Annotated in this window: 16 protein-coding genes and 1 pseudogene; 2 read left to right on the top strand and 15 right to left on the bottom strand. The window is 67.5% G+C overall.

Annotated features, from left to right (window positions below; translation table 11 throughout):
- Nucleotides 1–378, bottom strand: a pseudogene (locus AC3IMC_RS17950) (hypothetical protein); the annotation flags it as partial.
- Nucleotides 379–658: 280 nt separating this feature from the next.
- On the opposite strand from AC3IMC_RS17950, the gene AC3IMC_RS17945 reads away from it, so the two are divergent.
- Nucleotides 659–1,192, top strand: a complete 534-nt coding sequence (locus tag AC3IMC_RS17945; protein ID WP_490920076.1) for a MarR family winged helix-turn-helix transcriptional regulator — start codon at nucleotides 659–661, stop codon at nucleotides 1,190–1,192.
- A 52-nt stretch (nucleotides 1,193–1,244) separates the two neighbouring features.
- Here AC3IMC_RS17945 and AC3IMC_RS17940 read toward each other — a convergent pair whose 3' ends face one another.
- The 12 genes from AC3IMC_RS17940 to AC3IMC_RS17885 all read right to left on the bottom strand — a co-directional run bounded on the left by AC3IMC_RS17940 (nucleotide 1,245) and on the right by AC3IMC_RS17885 (nucleotide 12,565).
- The gene (locus tag AC3IMC_RS17940) at nucleotides 1,245–1,535 is read right to left on the bottom strand and encodes a hypothetical protein (protein ID WP_490920075.1); all 291 of its coding nucleotides are present in this window, start codon (nucleotides 1,533–1,535) and stop codon (nucleotides 1,245–1,247) included.
- 40 nt (nucleotides 1,536–1,575) lie between these two features.
- Nucleotides 1,576–2,712 (bottom strand): baeRF2 domain-containing protein, encoded by a 1,137-nt coding sequence (locus tag AC3IMC_RS17935; protein WP_490920073.1) that lies wholly within the window; start codon nucleotides 2,710–2,712, stop codon nucleotides 1,576–1,578.
- Nucleotides 2,709–2,924, bottom strand: a complete 216-nt coding sequence (locus tag AC3IMC_RS17930) for a hypothetical protein (RefSeq protein WP_490920071.1) — start codon at nucleotides 2,922–2,924, stop codon at nucleotides 2,709–2,711. Before AC3IMC_RS17930 ends, AC3IMC_RS17935 begins: the two co-directional genes overlap by 4 nt.
- Nucleotides 2,925–3,028: 104 nt before the next feature.
- Nucleotides 3,029–3,361 carry a hypothetical protein gene (locus AC3IMC_RS17925; RefSeq protein ID WP_490920069.1) on the bottom strand — a complete coding sequence of 111 codons (333 nt, stop codon included), beginning with the start codon at nucleotides 3,359–3,361 and terminating at the stop codon, nucleotides 3,029–3,031.
- A 10-nt stretch (nucleotides 3,362–3,371) separates the two neighbouring features.
- Nucleotides 3,372–4,622 (bottom strand): D-arabinono-1,4-lactone oxidase, encoded by a 1,251-nt coding sequence (locus tag AC3IMC_RS17920; RefSeq protein ID WP_490920067.1) that lies wholly within the window; start codon nucleotides 4,620–4,622, stop codon nucleotides 3,372–3,374.
- Nucleotides 4,623–4,717: 95 nt separating this feature from the next.
- Nucleotides 4,718–6,490: an amidase gene (locus tag AC3IMC_RS17915; protein WP_490920065.1), complete on the bottom strand. Its 1,773-nt coding sequence runs from the start codon at nucleotides 6,488–6,490 to the stop codon at nucleotides 4,718–4,720.
- Nucleotides 6,487–7,602 (bottom strand): agmatine deiminase family protein, encoded by a 1,116-nt coding sequence (locus tag AC3IMC_RS17910; protein WP_490920063.1) that lies wholly within the window; start codon nucleotides 7,600–7,602, stop codon nucleotides 6,487–6,489. Before AC3IMC_RS17910 ends, AC3IMC_RS17915 begins: the two co-directional genes overlap by 4 nt.
- Before the next feature lie 49 nt (nucleotides 7,603–7,651).
- The gene (locus AC3IMC_RS17905; protein ID WP_490920061.1) at nucleotides 7,652–8,362 is read right to left on the bottom strand and encodes an alpha/beta fold hydrolase; all 711 of its coding nucleotides are present in this window, start codon (nucleotides 8,360–8,362) and stop codon (nucleotides 7,652–7,654) included.
- A gap of 32 nt (nucleotides 8,363–8,394) precedes the next feature.
- Nucleotides 8,395–9,549, bottom strand: coding sequence for a ribosome small subunit-dependent GTPase A (rsgA, locus tag AC3IMC_RS17900; protein WP_490920059.1), 1,155 nt, complete (start codon nucleotides 9,547–9,549; stop codon nucleotides 8,395–8,397).
- Nucleotides 9,550–9,807: 258 nt separating this feature from the next.
- Nucleotides 9,808–10,848, bottom strand: a complete 1,041-nt coding sequence (locus AC3IMC_RS17895) for a hemolysin family protein (RefSeq protein ID WP_490920057.1) — start codon at nucleotides 10,846–10,848, stop codon at nucleotides 9,808–9,810.
- The gene (locus AC3IMC_RS17890; protein ID WP_490920055.1) at nucleotides 10,841–12,202 is read right to left on the bottom strand and encodes a hemolysin family protein; all 1,362 of its coding nucleotides are present in this window, start codon (nucleotides 12,200–12,202) and stop codon (nucleotides 10,841–10,843) included. Before AC3IMC_RS17890 ends, AC3IMC_RS17895 begins: the two co-directional genes overlap by 8 nt.
- Before the next feature lie 126 nt (nucleotides 12,203–12,328).
- Complete coding sequence (locus AC3IMC_RS17885; RefSeq protein WP_490920054.1) at nucleotides 12,329–12,565, bottom strand: zinc-ribbon domain-containing protein; 237 nt, start codon at nucleotides 12,563–12,565, stop codon at nucleotides 12,329–12,331.
- A 144-nt stretch (nucleotides 12,566–12,709) separates the two neighbouring features.
- Between AC3IMC_RS17885 and AC3IMC_RS17880 the strand changes: the two genes are divergently transcribed.
- Nucleotides 12,710–13,861: a GGDEF domain-containing protein gene (locus tag AC3IMC_RS17880; protein ID WP_490920053.1), complete on the top strand. Its 1,152-nt coding sequence runs from the start codon at nucleotides 12,710–12,712 to the stop codon at nucleotides 13,859–13,861.
- 38 nt (nucleotides 13,862–13,899) lie between these two features.
- Here AC3IMC_RS17880 and AC3IMC_RS17875 read toward each other — a convergent pair whose 3' ends face one another.
- Both AC3IMC_RS17875 and AC3IMC_RS17870 read right to left on the bottom strand, forming a co-directional pair.
- Complete coding sequence (locus AC3IMC_RS17875; RefSeq protein ID WP_490920052.1) at nucleotides 13,900–15,015, bottom strand: Gfo/Idh/MocA family protein; 1,116 nt, start codon at nucleotides 15,013–15,015, stop codon at nucleotides 13,900–13,902.
- A complete protein-coding gene (locus tag AC3IMC_RS17870; protein ID WP_490920050.1) occupies nucleotides 15,000–15,698 on the bottom strand; it encodes a ThuA domain-containing protein in 699 nt (232 codons plus the stop codon). Before AC3IMC_RS17870 ends, AC3IMC_RS17875 begins: the two co-directional genes overlap by 16 nt.
- Nucleotides 15,699–15,711: the final 13 nt, after the last annotated feature.

Genomic DNA, 15,711 nt, shown 5'->3' with positions numbered 1-15,711 from the left:
CTCCGGGGCGGTGGCCATGCTGTGCAGCTGGGTGGAGATGTTGCGGATGCCTTCCGCTGCCTTCTGCTGCTGGGTGCCGGCCTGGCTGGTCAGCCCCGCGCGGGCCTGGTGCAGCAGGTCCTGCGCGCCGGCCTTTGCCTCGGAGGCGACGTTCGCGGCTTCCTCCTTCGCCGTCTGGGCAACGCCCTGGGCGGCGGACGCGGCCTCGCCGGCCACGTTGGAGGCTTCCTCCTTGGCGGCGTGTGTCTTGGAGGTACCTGCCGCATCGGCCGGGTAGGCGGCGTGCTGCGGGCTATCTCCTGCTGCGCCGTAGGACTGTGTGCCGTACGGGTCGGTGGTGGCGGGGGTGGGAGTCTGGGGCCATTGGTTCTCTGTCATCTTCGCTCTCTTTCAGAAAGGTTTAGCTGGCGATCAAGAACCAGCAGTGCTGGCAACTTAGTAAGCAGGGTTACTAATTAGATACTAAGCACACTTTCCATTTCGATTGCAAGGGGGTGCCGCATTCTTTTGCCGCCGTCGTCATGTTGCGGGCGGTTGCATCGGGGGCGGATAGTAAGCCTACTTGCAAATCTGATGCTAAGCATGCTTATTGTAGAAGGGTAGCGACGCATGAAGGGGTCAAACCCGTACTTCGCCAACTACAGGAAGGCCGCGGCCGATGACCAGCAATCTCGATCCGGATGCCCGGAGCAGCTACCGCCTGATCACCTTGGCGGCCCGCCTGATCCAGCGGCGGCAGGATGATGCCCTGGCGCCGCTTGGATTGACCCGTGCCGCCGTTATCGCCCTGGAGGGGCTGACGGACGGACCGCTGAACCAGGAGCAGCTCGCGGACACCATACGGGTCCAAAGCCAGACGTTGGGCAGGGTCCTCACGAGGCTGGAAGCGGCCGGACTTATCACCAGGACGCGCCAGGCAACCGACCGGAGGCAGCTGAAGGTTGAGCTCACCGAGGCGGGCGAGAGTGCCGTCGACGCAGCCAGGCAGGCGGAGATCAATGCCTACCCGGACGATCCCGACATCGCCTGGAAGGCCCTCCGCGACGAGCTGACCAAGTTCGTGCGTGCCGTGCCGCTCAACCGGGATACGGGGGTTGTCCCTTTTGTGGCGCCCGAACACCGGGCTGGGCACCGGCCCCAGCCGGGCCGGGCAAGTGGCCTGCGGGCGCGCGATCAGCCCCACCAGATTTGAGGTAATCCACAAGCAGGGGCCGGGCCCGTGGTGGGCCGGCCCCTGCTGTCTGCTAACCGTTGTCCTGTTGGCCTTCTTCCTCCAGCAAGCCACGTTGGGCCAGGTCTGCCTCCTCCGCGGCTTCGGGCGGAAGGGGGTCGGTGGCCGGCGGGACGTCACTGGGCGCATAGTCGGCCAGCCCGGCCGCCACCCTTTCCTGCTCGGCGGCCTTCTGGTAAGCGTCGTCGTCAATTTCTTCGGGCATCTTGCCGTGCCCGGTGCGGGTGGGGTTCGGAAGTGCGTCCTCCTCCGGGACCATCACGCTTCCCAGGACGTCATCAGTATTTTCATCTGCAGTGCTCATGGTGCACCTTCCCTTCGGTAGCTTTCCTGCGTGGGCGTGCTTACGACTCCGGTACCTGGGGCCCGGTGGACCAGCGCAGCAGGGCCGCGGCATCCGAGCCCTCGGGCAGGACCGGTCCGGGAACCAGAAGGACTTCGGCATCCGTCAATGCCGCCGCCCGCAGCAGTGCCGCAGGCGCGGGCACCTTGCCCAGAATGCCTGCAGCCAACGTCTCTTCTTCGCCCAGGGCAACCCACGGTTCGGCGTCCAGCGCCAGCAACGTCCGCTCGGACAGGGCGGCATCATCCAGGATCAGGACCTCGACCTGTGCCTGCTGCAACGCGTGGACCACGGCCCCGATGCCGACGGCGGACTCGGGGTTCCCCTGGCCCTCCTGCACGGCGAGCCGGTCCATCACATCCTGCTGCCCGGCAGCCCAGACTTCGGCCACCCTCTCGTTGACCTGGTCCTCCAGGTTGGCGCTGTCCGCCCCCGCGGTGTGGGTGTGGGAATCCACCTCGGACACGAGAGCCCGGCTGGCATCGGAGAGCTGTTCCTGCACCAGCCCGCGGGCACGGATGTCGCCGGCAAGGACAATCAGGCGGGCTCCGCTGGCACTGGCCACCCTGTCGATTTCCCCTGCCACCTCGTCTGCATTGCGGCGCCAGACATCCTCCGTGTGGTGCTGGAACCGCAGCTCCGACCAGCCGCCTCCGTGGAACTTGTGGACGTGTTCGGTTTCGCCCTCCACCTCCTGGACTGCGGCGGGCGCGCCGGCACCGGCGCGGTACAGCCGGATTTCCCCGTGCTCCCGGCTTACTTCCGCCACGATGTAGGGGAACTCCTCCGGGCGGTGCTTGGCCAGAGGCAACAGGTCCGGGACAGGGCTGACCACAACGCGCTCCGGCAACACCTGCCTTCCCGGCAGCAATTCGTTGATTACGGCCTTGCCCTCACGTACCAGGACATAGCGGGAAACCGGGGCCGGAACTCCCGCCGCCGGCTCGAGCGCCTGCTCCATGGCGTCGAGGTCCGCTGCGGCCGCCCCTTGGGCTTCAAGCTGGGAACGTACGTTGCCGGGCCTGACGTCGCCGGCTTCGAGCGTATCCACGGTTCCGGTTCCGGCGTCGACGTACGCCGCGCACCATGGACCGGGGAGCCGGCACAGGTCCGCATAGGCCTTCAGGCTCCCGGTCACTGTTCCTCCTCCTCGCTGGTGAGGGGTTCCGGTGCCGCGGCCGGGTTGAGCGCCTCGCGCACCTCAGCGGGGTCCGTGTCGTCCGGGAAGGGCTCTGTCTCACGCCATTCCTCCGCATGGGGAGGCTGGTTTCCGTGCACCACCCCCTGGGATTCATGCTTCAGCTGGTCGTCCAGATTCTGGCCATGGGTGGTGTTGCCTCGTTCTGCCATGACGATCTCCTTCGCACGTGATTAGTATCACAGGCTTACTAGTTCGTCATTTCAAGGTAGCACCAAGAAGGGGTGCGTTGAAGGGGTTCTGCACCGCCCTCCGGTCATGCCCGGCAGGCATCCTTGAGGGCCTTGACGGAGTCAGCGGGCACCTGGTCGCCGGACGCCGCGATCTCTCCCAACGGCGTCGTAATTTCGGCCGGAACCCCTGCCGTTCGCGCCGCAGAAACAAGCCCTGCCAGCGCCTGCTTGTCCTCTACGCTCACCAGTCCGTCCTGGATGACGGCGCAAACCTGCCGGTTGACTTCCTGTGCGGCGGCGGAGGCAGCCTTGGACGCGGCGTCGCTGGCCGCGTTGCCGGCCGCGTCCCCCACGGCCCCGCAGCCGGTCAGCAGCAGGATGGATGTGGCGGACAGGAAGGCAAGGCGGCGGGTCATGATCCCCAGCCTACCGGGGCACCGCCACGCCCAGAATGCCGTCCAGCAGCCCGTTCCGGAACTTCCCTTCGGGATCGCCGGCCGCTGCAAACGAACGGAAGTCGCTGAAGCGGGGGTAGAGCTTCTCCCAGTCATAGCCGTCAGGGGAGAAGAGCTTGCCCCAGTGCGGACGTGCGCCGAAGGGCTGCAACGCAGCTTCCAGCTCCGGTAGAAAGGCCTCCACCTCACGCTGCAGCGGCTTCCAGGTGAAGTGCAGGGCGACGCTCTGTTGCCGGTAGAACGGGCTCAGCCAGAACTCATCGGCCGCGCCCGTTCGGACCTCCGAAACGAACAGCAGGGGCGCAAGCCGGTCAGCGAGGGCCCGGACCGCACGCAGGGCGGCGGGAGCGTGTGCCAGGGGGAGGATGAACTCGCTTTGCAGCTCTTCACCCTTGCTCGGAGTGAACTCGTGGCGGAAGTGCGGCAACCGGTCCAGCCACAGCCCGGGTTCGTCCAATTGCAGGGTGCAGTTCTCCGCGGACATGTCGGGCAGCGGATGCCGCGGACGCTGGGCCGGGGTGGCGCCAAAGAACTCCTGGAGCTGCGGTTCCTCATCCAGGGCCTTGAGCCAGACCTGGCTGATGTTCTCCCCGGCGTAATCAGTGAAGAGGCTGACGCTGTAGGCGCTGGAAAGGACGGCGTCGAGGTTCTCCAGGGCACGTTCCCACGGCAGGTCCTCCAGGACGCGCTGGCGCATCCGGAAGCTGGGGCGCACCGCCAGTTCCAGGCCGGTCACGATGCCCAGGGCCCCGAGGCCCACCACGCTGGCAAGGAACTCGTCACCGTCCGCCCGCGAGAGGGTCACCTGCTCCCCGGAGGCCCTGACCAGCTCGATCGACTCCACCGCGCCGGCAAGGGAAGGGTTGTTGACGCCGGAGCCGTGGGTGCCCGTCTGCACCGCCCCCGCCACCGAAATGTGCGGCAGCGAGGCCAGGTTATGGATGGCAAAGCCGGACTTCTCGAGAACCCGGCACAGCGCCCCGTAGCTCACCCCGCCGCTGACGCGGACGGTTTTACGGTCCCGGTCCAGGTCCACCTGCTGCGGCAGGGCATCGAGCAGGACGTGCACCCCGTCAGTGTCGCCCACCGCGTTGAAGGAGTGGCGCGACCCCAGTGCCTTGATCCGGCCTGAGCCAGCCACCAGCTCCGCCAGTTCAGCCACGGACTCCGGCCGCTGGATGCCGGCCGAGGCGTATTCAAGGTTTCCTGCCCAGTTCTTCATTGAGTGTGGCTTTCGGGTTGGCATAGGGGTCCCTCCTATGTCAGCGCTCACAACCGCCCCTGTCAAGGAGTTTCCACTGGCTGGGCGGCCACTTCTCAGGCTCCGGTGGATCGCTCCGGTGCTGTGGTGCGCGGTGGCGGGACGCGGCGGCTCCCGGTCGCCTCGAAGGCCGCCGCCAGCTGGAGCAGTCGGGTATCGCCGTAGGCCCTGCCGGCAAAGGTCAGGCCCACGGGCATGTGGATGTCACCCGTGATACCCATCGGAACGGTAACCGTGGGGATACCAAGGTGGCGGGGGACGAGGTTCCCGTTGGACACCCAGACTCCGTTCCGCCAGGCGAGGTCAGCGGAGGCTTTGTTCGTGTCCGCATCGGCGGGACCAATGTCTGCGGCAGCGGGAAACACTACGGCGTCCAGGCCCAGCCGGTCCATCCATTCCTCCAGGTCCACCCGGCGCGTCTCCTCGAGCCCCTTCAGCCCTTCCCCAAGGTGGGGGATGTCCGTCAGTGCCGGTTCTCCGTGTTCCCGGATCCACGCGGGATAGTCGCCGATGTCGTCGTCGAATCCGTCATAGCGGTCCGGCAAAGATCCCGCCGGGGCCGGGAAGATCGTGGCACCATCCACATCGGCCAGCCGGTTGAGTGCGGGGTCGCCGTTGGCCTCAAGGAAGTCGTTCCACGCCCACGCCGAAAGGTCCACGATCTCGCGTCGGAGGTACTCCGGGGACACCAGGCCGCGGGTGGCAATGGTGGGCGCACCCGGGCGGTCGCCTTCGTAGTTGGACACCACCGGAAAATCGACGTCCACCACCTCGGCGCCAGCGGCTTCGAGGTCCCGCCGTGCAGCCTTCCACAGTTCGATGATGGAGGCGCGGGTTTCGATGCGTTGTCCCGTGGGGCCGCCGATGCCCGGTGCCTCCGCCGTCCCGGCCTCGGGGTCCTCGTTGATATACATGCGCGGGATGCCCAGGCGTTTGCCCGCCAGCACCCTTTTGGCTGCCGCGGCGTCGGGCACGGCCAGGTCGAGGTACGACGGCGGCCGGACGGCGGATGCCTTGGGCACCTTGACCCAGGGCTGGGTGCGCCAGAAATCCCCGCGCGTTTCGGTATCGTCCGCCACCACAATGTCCAGGACCTCCAGGAGGTCCGCCATGGACCGGGCGTGGGGAACCACCACGTCCATGGTGGGCACCAGGGGCCAGTTGCCGCGCACCGAGATGACGCCGCGGGAGGGGGTGTAGGCGCACAGGGCGTTGTTCGACGCCGGAGCCCGTCCGGAGGACCACGTTTCCTCCGCCAGGCCAAAGGCAGCAAAGCTGGCTGCCGTTGCCGTGCCGGAACCGTTGGAGGATCCGGAAGCGAACGCCGCCGTGAGGAATTCCGCGTTATACGGGCTTTCGGCGCGACCATATACCCCGCGCTGCATACCTCCGTTGGCCATGGGTGGCATGTTGGTCAGGCCCAGCAGGACGGCCCCGCCAGCGCGCAGCCGCTCAATCGTGAAGGCATCCTTTTGCGCCACCAGGTCCTTGAAGGCAGGTGAACCCGCAGCCACGGTGAGGCCGCGTACCTGGTAGCTGTCCTTGGCGGTGTAGGGGATGCCGTCCAGGGGGCCCAGGGTGAAGCCCGCGGCACGGCGCCGGTCGGACGCCTGCGCTTCCGTGATCGCTTCGGGGTTCATCACAACCACTGAATTAAGGCATATGCCGGAGGAGTCATATTTTTCGATGCGCTCCAGGTACAGGCGCACCAGCTCTTCGCTGGTGACCTCGCCTGATTCCAGGGCTGCCCGGAGCCGGGCGATGCCCGCTTCCACCACGTTGAACGTACCCGGAGCAGCCTGAGTCCGGGTCTGCTCGGCAAGCCTCATGCTGCGCCTCCTGCCGCTGCCGCTGCCACTGCCGCGGGCTGCTGCTGCGTGATGCAGTGGATGCCTCCGCCGAAGGCGAAGATGTCGCGCGCATCAACCAGTTCCACGGTCCTGCCCGGGTAAGCGCGTTCGAGGATGCCCTTGGCGATGGCGTCGTTCGGGTCATCGAAGCTGCAGAGCACCACAACGTTGTTGGCCACGTAGTGGTTGATGTAGGACCAGTCCACGAAACCCTCGTCGTCCCTGAGTACCGTGGGGGCGGGAACGTCGATGATGCGCAGGGGCCGCTCCCGGGCATCCAACTGCCCGGCCAGGACGGTCTTCAGCTGGAGGTAGACGGCATGGTCGGGGTGGGCGGGGTCGTCCTGGCGGTGCAGCAGGACGGTGGCCGGCCCGGCGAAGGCGGCCACGATGTCCACGTGGCCGCGGGTCCCGAACTCGTCGTAGTCGCGGGTGAGCCCGCGGGGAAGCCAGATGGCCTTGGTGGTTCCCAGTGCTGCGTGGATTTCCGCTTCGACCGAGGCCTTGGTAGCCCCCGGGTTGCGTCCCGCATCGAGCTGGACTGTCTCGGTGAGCAGGACGGTCCCCTCGCCGTCGACATGGAACCCGCCGCCCTCGTTGACCAGCCCGCTGGACCGGACTGGAGTCCCGGCTTCCGCTGCGACGGCTCCGGCCACCAGGCGGTCCTTGTCCCAGTCGGCCCAGTCCTGCGCGCCCCAACCGTTGAAGATCCAGTCGACGGCGGCCACCGAACCGTCCGCCCGGTGCGTGAACGTTGGGCCGCTGTCCCGCAGCCAGGCGTCGTCCAGCGGCACCTCCAGCACGGTGATGCCGTCGCCCAGCCATTCCCTGGCGGTTGTCGCGTCACGCGGATCCGCTACGACCGTGACGGGTTCATAGCGGGCGATGGTGCGGGCCACCCGGGTCCAGGCTGTCCGTGCGCGGTCGAGGGTGGGGCTTCCCACGCTGCCGAAGGTTTCGTTGGGCGGCGGGAAAGCCATCCACGTCCGCTGGTGGGCCTCCCACTCGGCGGGCATGCTGCCTGCGGGACCGGCGGAAGGCTGGGAGGGGGCGGCGCTGCCCTCTGCGATCGTCGAATAAATGAATGCCATTCATTTAGTATGGACAGCGTTGAAGCATCGCGCAAGAGGTTTCGCCTGGTTACTCCCCGGCGGGCCGCTCCACAGCCGCCAGGATGGCCCCGGCAAGCTCAGCCGGCTTGGTGAACTGCGGCCAGTGGCCCGTGGGCAGGTCCACGTACTCCACATCCCGGATCCGGGCCAGCTCAGCCACATACGGGTGTTGGGCCGCAATCCACTCCCGGAGTGTCGCGGACGGGAACTCACAGGCGATCACCGTGGCCGGAACCTCGTAGCGCCGCTCGTCGTGCAGGTGCTGCGGGCCGTACGCCACCCCGCGGGGCTCAGGTACGGCGCGGGCACGGAACGCCCGCCGGAGCCCGTCGTCGAGGTCCACGAGATCCGCGTCGTCGAAAGTGTCCCAGGCCGGGAGCGGCACGTCGTCGCCATCAGCCTGCAGTTCATCGTTGATGGCCCCGCCTTCACCCAACGGCCCGCTGTCCACGTAGATCGCGCGCAGAACCCTTTCCGGCCGCGCGTCCACTGCGCCGTGGATGATGGCGCCGCCGCCGGAATGGCCCACCAGGACCACCCTGCCGGGGATCGCGTCCACGGCGTCCACCACGGCGTCGATGTGGTCCTGCAGGGTAATGCCCGCGCGGTTGGCGCCCACCGACTCCTTCCCTGGAAGTGTCAGGGGGTGCGGGTGGTGGCCTGCCGCCTCCAGCACGGGCGTCACGTCCTCCCAGGACGAAGCGTCCAGCCAGAAACCGGGAACCAGGATGATGTCCATGACCGAACCCTACTCCGCGGCCTGCCACCGCGTCAGCGCCGCCGTTTACGCCCCTTGCCGGAGGCCCTTTCCTGCCGTTCAACGCCCTCGCGCTCTGCCCAGCGCTGCGACTTCCCGGCCGAGACCACCTTCTGGTGCCACTCCCGCTGGTAGGCCCGCTGCGCAGCGACGTCCGAACGCCGCGCCAGCGATGCCAGCTCCCGCCGCATCTTCAGATAGGAGTTCCAGCGGCGCTCCGGGAGGAGCCCGGCATCGATGGCATCCCGGACTGCACAGCCGGGCTCGCTGTGGTGCGCGCAGTCTGCGAACCGGCACCGGCCGGCCAGCTCCTCCACGTCCCCGAACATTTCGCCCAGCCCGTCCTCGGCGTCGAACAGCCCGAAGCCGCGCACGCCGGGCGTGTCCATCAGCACCGTTCCGTTGGAGAGCGGCACCAATTCCCGCGACGTGGTGGTGTGCTTGCCCTTGAAGTCGCCGGACCGGACTTCACCCGTGTGCTGGACCTCGCTGCCCACCAGGGCGTTGATCAGGGTGGACTTGCCTGCCCCGGACGGGCCGAGGAGCACCACCGTGCCCCCGGGCGGGATGCGCCCCAGCAGTTCGTCGATGCCGTCACCGCTTTCGGCCGACGTGGTGACCACGTCCACGCCGGCGGCCTGCAGGATGACTTTCCCGACGACGTCGTCCGCCACCTGGACCAGGTCCGCCTTGGTGATGACCACCAGCGGGGTGGCACCCGAATTCCACGCTGCCACCAGGGTGCGCTCCAGCCGGTTGTGCGTGAGGGGCCGGTCCACAGGCACCACCACACCCACCGTGTCCATGTTCGCGGCGAGGACCTGTTCGGCCGATGAGTCCTCGAACGCCCGTTTTCGGCTGAGCGCGGACACGCGCGGCAGGACGGCCAGGATCTGCCGCTCGCCGCCGCGGTTGGGTCCGGTCCAGACCCAGTCCCCCGTGACCGGAACATCTCCGGTCAACGGGTAGGGCAGGTGCAGGAGTCCGTCATTGACCGCGACGAGCAGCAGGTTGCGGTCCACCCGGACCACCCGCCCGCGCCCGGTGGCGTCCGGACAGGGGTTGGCATTGAAATGACTGGCGACGGCGGGTGTGTAGCCGTAGGCGTCGGGGCCGTCAGCCGATTCGTTGTTGGTGTTGTCCAGGGGTTTGCCTGAAGAAGAATGCACGATGGTTACCTCGGGAAGGCCCCCGGGCATTGGCCCGGTTCTCCCGACCGGTAGAGTCAGGCAGCGGGGATGCGCGGGGAGGAAGTGGTTGGGTTGATGGGTGCGGTGCGCCCGGGGCGCGCTGCAACTGCAGTCATCAAAACCACCTCCCTTCCCTCGTGCGGGTCCCCGTCTTCCTGCCGGGGACGGCAGCGGGGGAACGCGTCCTACTCTAGTGCCCGCCGCCGTCGGGCACTAGGGTCCGGCGCGGAAAAGCGGCTACGTGCTCGTGGCGTCCTGCACCTCGCCCACCAGCTCCTCGATGATGTCCTCGAGGAAGAGCATCCCGGTGGTCGTGCCGTCGGCGTCGAACACGCGGGCCACATGCGCTCCGGTCCGCCGCATTGCCGCCAGCGCGTCCTCGAGGTCCGCCCCGGCAAACGCCGATGCCAGCCGCCGTATCCGCTTGGCCGGCACCGGTCGGTGGAACTTCTCCGCGGAATCCAGGTCCATGACGTCCTTGAGGTGCAGGTAGCCGCGGGGTTCGCCGGCCCCGCTGGCGAGGATGTAGCGGGAGTAGCCGTGTCCGGCCACGGCCTGCCGGATGTCCGACGGGGTTGCGGATTCAGGCAACAGCACGATGTCAGGCAAAGGCACCTGGACATCAGCCACGGTCTTGGCGGTGAATTCAAACGCGTTGGTCAGTGCGCCGGTGGTGTCCTTCAGCAGGCCGTCCCGGGTGGACTGCTCCACAATGGTGGCCACCTCGTCCAAGGTGTAGGCGCTGGCTGCCTCGTCCTTGGGCTCCACCCGGAACAACCGGAGGACCGAGTTGGCGATCCCGTTCAGCATCCAGATCACCGGCTTGAAGACCCTCGCCACCATGACCAGCGGGGGAGCGAGGACCAGCGCGGCTCGGGTGGGGACGGAGAAGGAGATGTTCTTGGGCACCATCTCGCCCACCACCACGTGCAGGAAGGTCACCAGCAGCAGCGCCGTAACGAAGGAGACGACGCCGACCGCCTCACCGGACAACGGCGTCAGGCCCAGAGGCATTTCCAGCAGGTGGTGGATGGCAGGCTCGGAAACGTTCAGGATCACCAGCGAGCACACCGTGATGCCCAGCTGGCTGGCAGCCAGCATGAGCGTGGCGTGCTCCATGGCCCACAGCGTGGTCTTTGCCGCCTTGCTGCCGGCCTCGGCCCTGGGTTCGATCTGGGAGCGGCGGGCGGAAATGACCGCGAATTCGGCGCCCACGAAGAAACCGTTCACCAGCAGGAGCACGGCCAACCAGGCGATGCCGGGAAGGTACTCACTCATGGGTCAGCTCCTGGGTCAGCGTGTCAACGATCCGGTCATGCTGGCTGCGCGGTGGTTCGCTGGAAGCGCCGGGTGTGTACCGCAGCCGCTCCACGTGCATGCCGGACACGCGCTCGACACGGAGCGTGCCGCCGTCGACCTCCACCTCGTCGCCCAGCTCCGGGAGGCGGTCCAGCCGGTCCGTGACGAACCCGCCCACGGTGTCGTACTCCTCACCGTCCGGAACCTCGATGCCGGTGCGGTCCAGCAGCTCGTCGGGGCGCAGCGCGGCGTCGAACGTGACGGACCGGCCAACACGGACCACGCCCGCCCGTGCCCTGTCGTGCTCATCCTCCAGCTCGCCGACGATCTCTTCCACCAGGTCTTCAAGGGTGACGATGCCGGCGGTGCCGCCGTACTCATCGGAGACGATGGCCACCTGCAGGCCCTGCCGGCGGAGCAGGCCCAGGAGCGTGTCCACGCCCATGGATTCGGGCACGCGCAGCGGCTCGACCATGAGGTCCGCCGCGGCCACCCCGACCCGTTGGCCTGGTTCCACGGCGAAGGCCTGCTTCACGTGCAGTACCCCCAGCACCTCGTCCCGGTCGCGGCCGATGACCGGGAACCGGGAGTAGCCCGTGGACGTGGCCAGGGCGAGGATGTCCTCGGCAGAATCGGCCGTGCCGACGGCCGCCATCCGGACGCGCGGTGTCATGACATCCGCTGCGCTGTATTCCGAGAACCGCAGGGTGCGGTGCAGCAGGGTGGCGTGGTCAAGGTCCAGGACGCCCTCGACGGCGGACCGGCGCACCAGGGAGCTTAGCTCCTCCGCGCTGCGCGCACCGGACAGCTCTTCCTTCGGTTCGATGCCGAAGCCGCGGATGATCCTGTTGGCGGTGTTGTTGAACAGCAGGATTACGGGTTTGAACACTGCGGTGAACAGGGCCTGGAACGGGACCACCACCTTGGCAGTTGCCAGCGGCAGCGCCAGGGCGAAGTTCTTGGGGACAAGCTCACCGACCACCATCGAAAAAACCGTGGCCAGGAAGATCCCGGCCACTGACCCGACGGCGGGCACGAGTGTTTCGGGAACTCCCAGGGAGGTGAGTGGGCCGCTGAGCATCCGGCTGATGGCCGGCTCGAAGGTGTAGCCCGTCAGGAGGGTGGTCAGCGTGATGCCCAGCTGCGCACCCGAGAGGTGGGTGGATGTGATTTTCAGGGCTTTGATGGTGGGGCCCAGGTGTTTCTCGCCGCGGGCCTGGCGGACCTCGAGGTCATGCCGGTCCAGGTTCACCAGGGCGAACTCCGAGGCGACGAAGAAGCCGGTGCCGACGGTCAGGACCAGGCCGATGCCCAGCATGATCCATTCATACATGGGGGCGCCCCTCTCCTGTGGTGGCCGGATTTCCGGTCAGGCGGCAGAGGGGCCAGGGCATGTGTGAGGGAGGGTCGTCCATATCCCGTACAACTCCCCGGCCGGCGGGGGAGTTCCCCGCTGGTGTCAGAAGGGACGTTCCAGTGCCCTGCGCTGGCGTGCGGAAAGGGAGGAGACGTAGCCGCAGTTGGTGCACGTGATGCGGAATTTCCGGGACACCGTGAGCACGGGGATGAAGAAGAGCGTGAACTTGGTGGCCTGCTCCTCCAGCAGGTGGTGGATGAAAGCGCCGCAGTTGCGGCAGGTGGCGGCTCGGCCCGGCAAGGCCTTGGAGACTGTCTTGAAGCCAAAGAGAAGGAGCATGGCGGCCCTTTCGTCGTCCTGTGCTTAACCCACCCTAGGGGAGTTTCACAGCCTTTCCCCAGGGGTAGGGATGCTTCTGCACGCTGTGGGTGGAATGCGATACTTTCCGGGGACACATCCGGGCTTTGGGGGGACTTGGGGGAAATGGTTCTGGATACGGCAACCCTGCGCATTGCTTTTGCCCTGATGGCCCTGGTGCTGGTGGTGCTCTTCTACTTTTCCGCTTACCGGGTGACGCGCTCGCCGTACGCCGCGTGGTGGTGTGGCGCGCTCCTGTTCTTCCTCACCGGGTCCGGCTGCTTCCTGCTGGACGGCACCCCCCACCAGGTGTGGGCCAACCCGCTGGGGAACACCCTCCTGGTGCACGGCGGGGTTGCGGTCTGGGCGGGAGCGCGTTCGCTGCGCACGGTGCCGCCGCCGAAGTGGGCCTTCACGGGCATTCCGCTGGTGACCCTGGTTGCATCCCTCCTGGACCACCCCGCCACCAACACCTGGTCCGGCGGGGCAGTGTTCCTCGCCGCCATGAGCCTCACCGTCGGGCTGACCTCCCGGGAATTGTGGCGCCTGGAGCCGGGCTATTCGCGGGTCAGGATCCCCCTGGCGGCGGCCGCTGCAGGCGTTGCCCTTTTCTACTTCTTCCGCTGGCTGGTCTTCCTGGTGGAGGGCCAGGACGGCCAGGTCTTCACCGCGGTCTTTGGTTCGGCCATCACCACCTTGGTGACCATGCTGCTGCTGGTGGTGGTGTCCTTCAGCATGGCGGCGCTGAGCACTGAGCAGCAGACGCGCGCCCTGCGCGTGGTGGCAACCCGGGACGACCTGACCGGCCTGTTGAACCGCAAAGCGTTCCTGGACCTCGCGGCGGAACGGCTGGCCGACCGCGGCGTTACCCGGGGCTCCGGCGCACTGATCCTTGCCGACCTCGACCACTTCAAGCGGGTCAACGATACGTACGGTCATGCGGCCGGGGACTTCGCGTTGCAGGCTTTTGCCGACGCCTGTACGGCCACGGTGCGTTCCACGGACCTGACAGGGCGGTACGGCGGCGAGGAGTTTGTCATCCTGGTCCCCGGGGCCAGTGCCGAGCGCGCGGAAACGATCGCCGAGGAAATCAGCAGGCGCCTGGCCGGCGCCGACACGCTGGCTGGCATGGAGATGCCGACAGCGAGCTACGGCATTGCAGCGTACGACGCCGGGACCTCCGACGTGGACCGGCTCGTCGCGTCAGCGGACGCAGCCTTGTATGAGGCCAAGTCCCGGGGCAGGAACCGTGCCGTCCGCAGCGACGGGACGCATTAGCGCGGCACGGCTCCTGGCACCCGGTAAACGGGGCCCCGTTACTTCGGCTGCAGAGCGCCGGCCTTTTCTGCAAGGGTGGTCAGCGGGACGCTTTCCGGCCGGTCAACGGTGCTCCGGATCGCTACCGTCATGCCGCTGTGCGCGGCCTTCAGGACAGATTCCATGACCTCCAAGGCGTGGTAGGCCAGGGCGCCGCCGGCGCGGGGCTCCTTGCCGGCCGGAGTCGCGGCGAGGTCCGCGATGCCGAACCCCCGCCCGGAATCCACGTACCCGGCGGATACGGGAAGGGTCTCCCAGTCCTCGGCGCCGAGGGAGAAGAGCTGGACGTCGCCGTCGAAGTGGTTGGGGTCCGGCACCACCAGCGATCCGCGTTCACCATGGATTTCAATGTTGGGGGACTTGGACTTCACCGCGTCGAAGCTCATGAAGAGGGTCGAGAGCGCGCCGGAGGCGTGGACCAGGACGCCGGTGACGTGGGAGTCGATGTTTACCGGCACTTTTTCGCCCTGGCGGGGACCGGAGCCGATGGTCCGTTCATTCCGGGTGTGGCTTGCCGCGCCCAGCACCGAGACGACCGGGCCCAGGAGGGTCACCAGAGCGGTGACGTAGTAGGGGCCCATGTCCAGGAGCGGGCCGCCGCCGGGCTGGTAGTAGAAGTCCGGGTTGGGGTGCCAGCGCTCGTGACCCGGGGTCACCATGGTGGCGGACGCCGAGATGGGGGCGCCGATCAGTCCGTCGTCGATCGCCTTGCGTGCAGTCTGGATGCCGGTGCCCAGGACGGTGTCAGGAGCACAGCCGACGACGACACCCGCCTGGCGTGCTGCCTCCAGCACCTGGCGTGCCTCTTCCGTCGTGGCCGCCAGCGGCTTTTCGCCGTAGACGCTCTTTCCGGCCGCGATGGCCTTCAGCGCCACGTCGGCGTGGGCGGCGGGAATGGTCAGGTTGAGGACCAGGTCGACGTCGTCCGCGGCGAGCAGTTCCTCGACGGACAGGGCGCGGACTCCTTCGTAGTCGTCGGCCACGGCCTGGGCGCGGGCCGGGTCGAGGTCCGCAACGGCCACCAGGTTGACCTGGTCGAGCCGGCGGAAGTTGGTGAGGTACTGCGCGATGATGGCTCCGCAGCCAATGATTCCGACGTTCAACGGCTTGCCCACAGCAGGCCCCTTTCGATGATGGTGCGTACGTTCTGGTCCTGCAGGATTTCCACCCGGTGCCCGGGCGTGCAGACGAAGATGCGGCCCTTGCCCCACTGGCGGGTCCAGATGGCAGGGGAGGTGACTTCCCGGTGCCAGGGGTCCCACTCCCGGACTTTCTGGGTGGTCGTGGCGAGGACGTCGATGTAGTCGTCCGCCAGGACCCAGTACTGCTCGGTGACCAGGTCGAAGTCCTTGATGCCCTGCGTGATGGGGTGTTCCGCGGCTGCCGGCAGCATGTTGACGGTGTACGGCACGTAGTTGTCCGACTGCTCGCCGATGCACTCGTCCGGGTGCTTGCCGGGGTGGCAGGCGAACTGGCCGCCGATCAGGTGCAGGTAGTCGGAGGTGTTGCGGTAGGAATCGGCGATGCCGCCGTGCCAGCCGGCCAGGCCGGTGCCGTTTTCCACGGCTGCGCGCAGTCCGGCGAATTCGTCCTTTTCGATGGTGCTCATGGTCATGCACTGCATGATCAGGTCCACCCCCGCCATGTATCCCGCGTCGGCGTAAACCTTGGGGGACTCCTCTACCCGGACGTCGTAACCGTTGTCCTTGAGATAGGGGATGAAAAGCTCGGTGGCCTCATAGGGCTGGTGGCCGTCCCAGCCGCCGCGGACGACCAGGGCATTCTTGCGTTCTGACATTGGGTTCCTTTTG

The organism is Arthrobacter sp. E70 (assembly GCF_058266945.1).
This window is presented reverse-complemented; position numbering and strand designations above follow the sequence as displayed.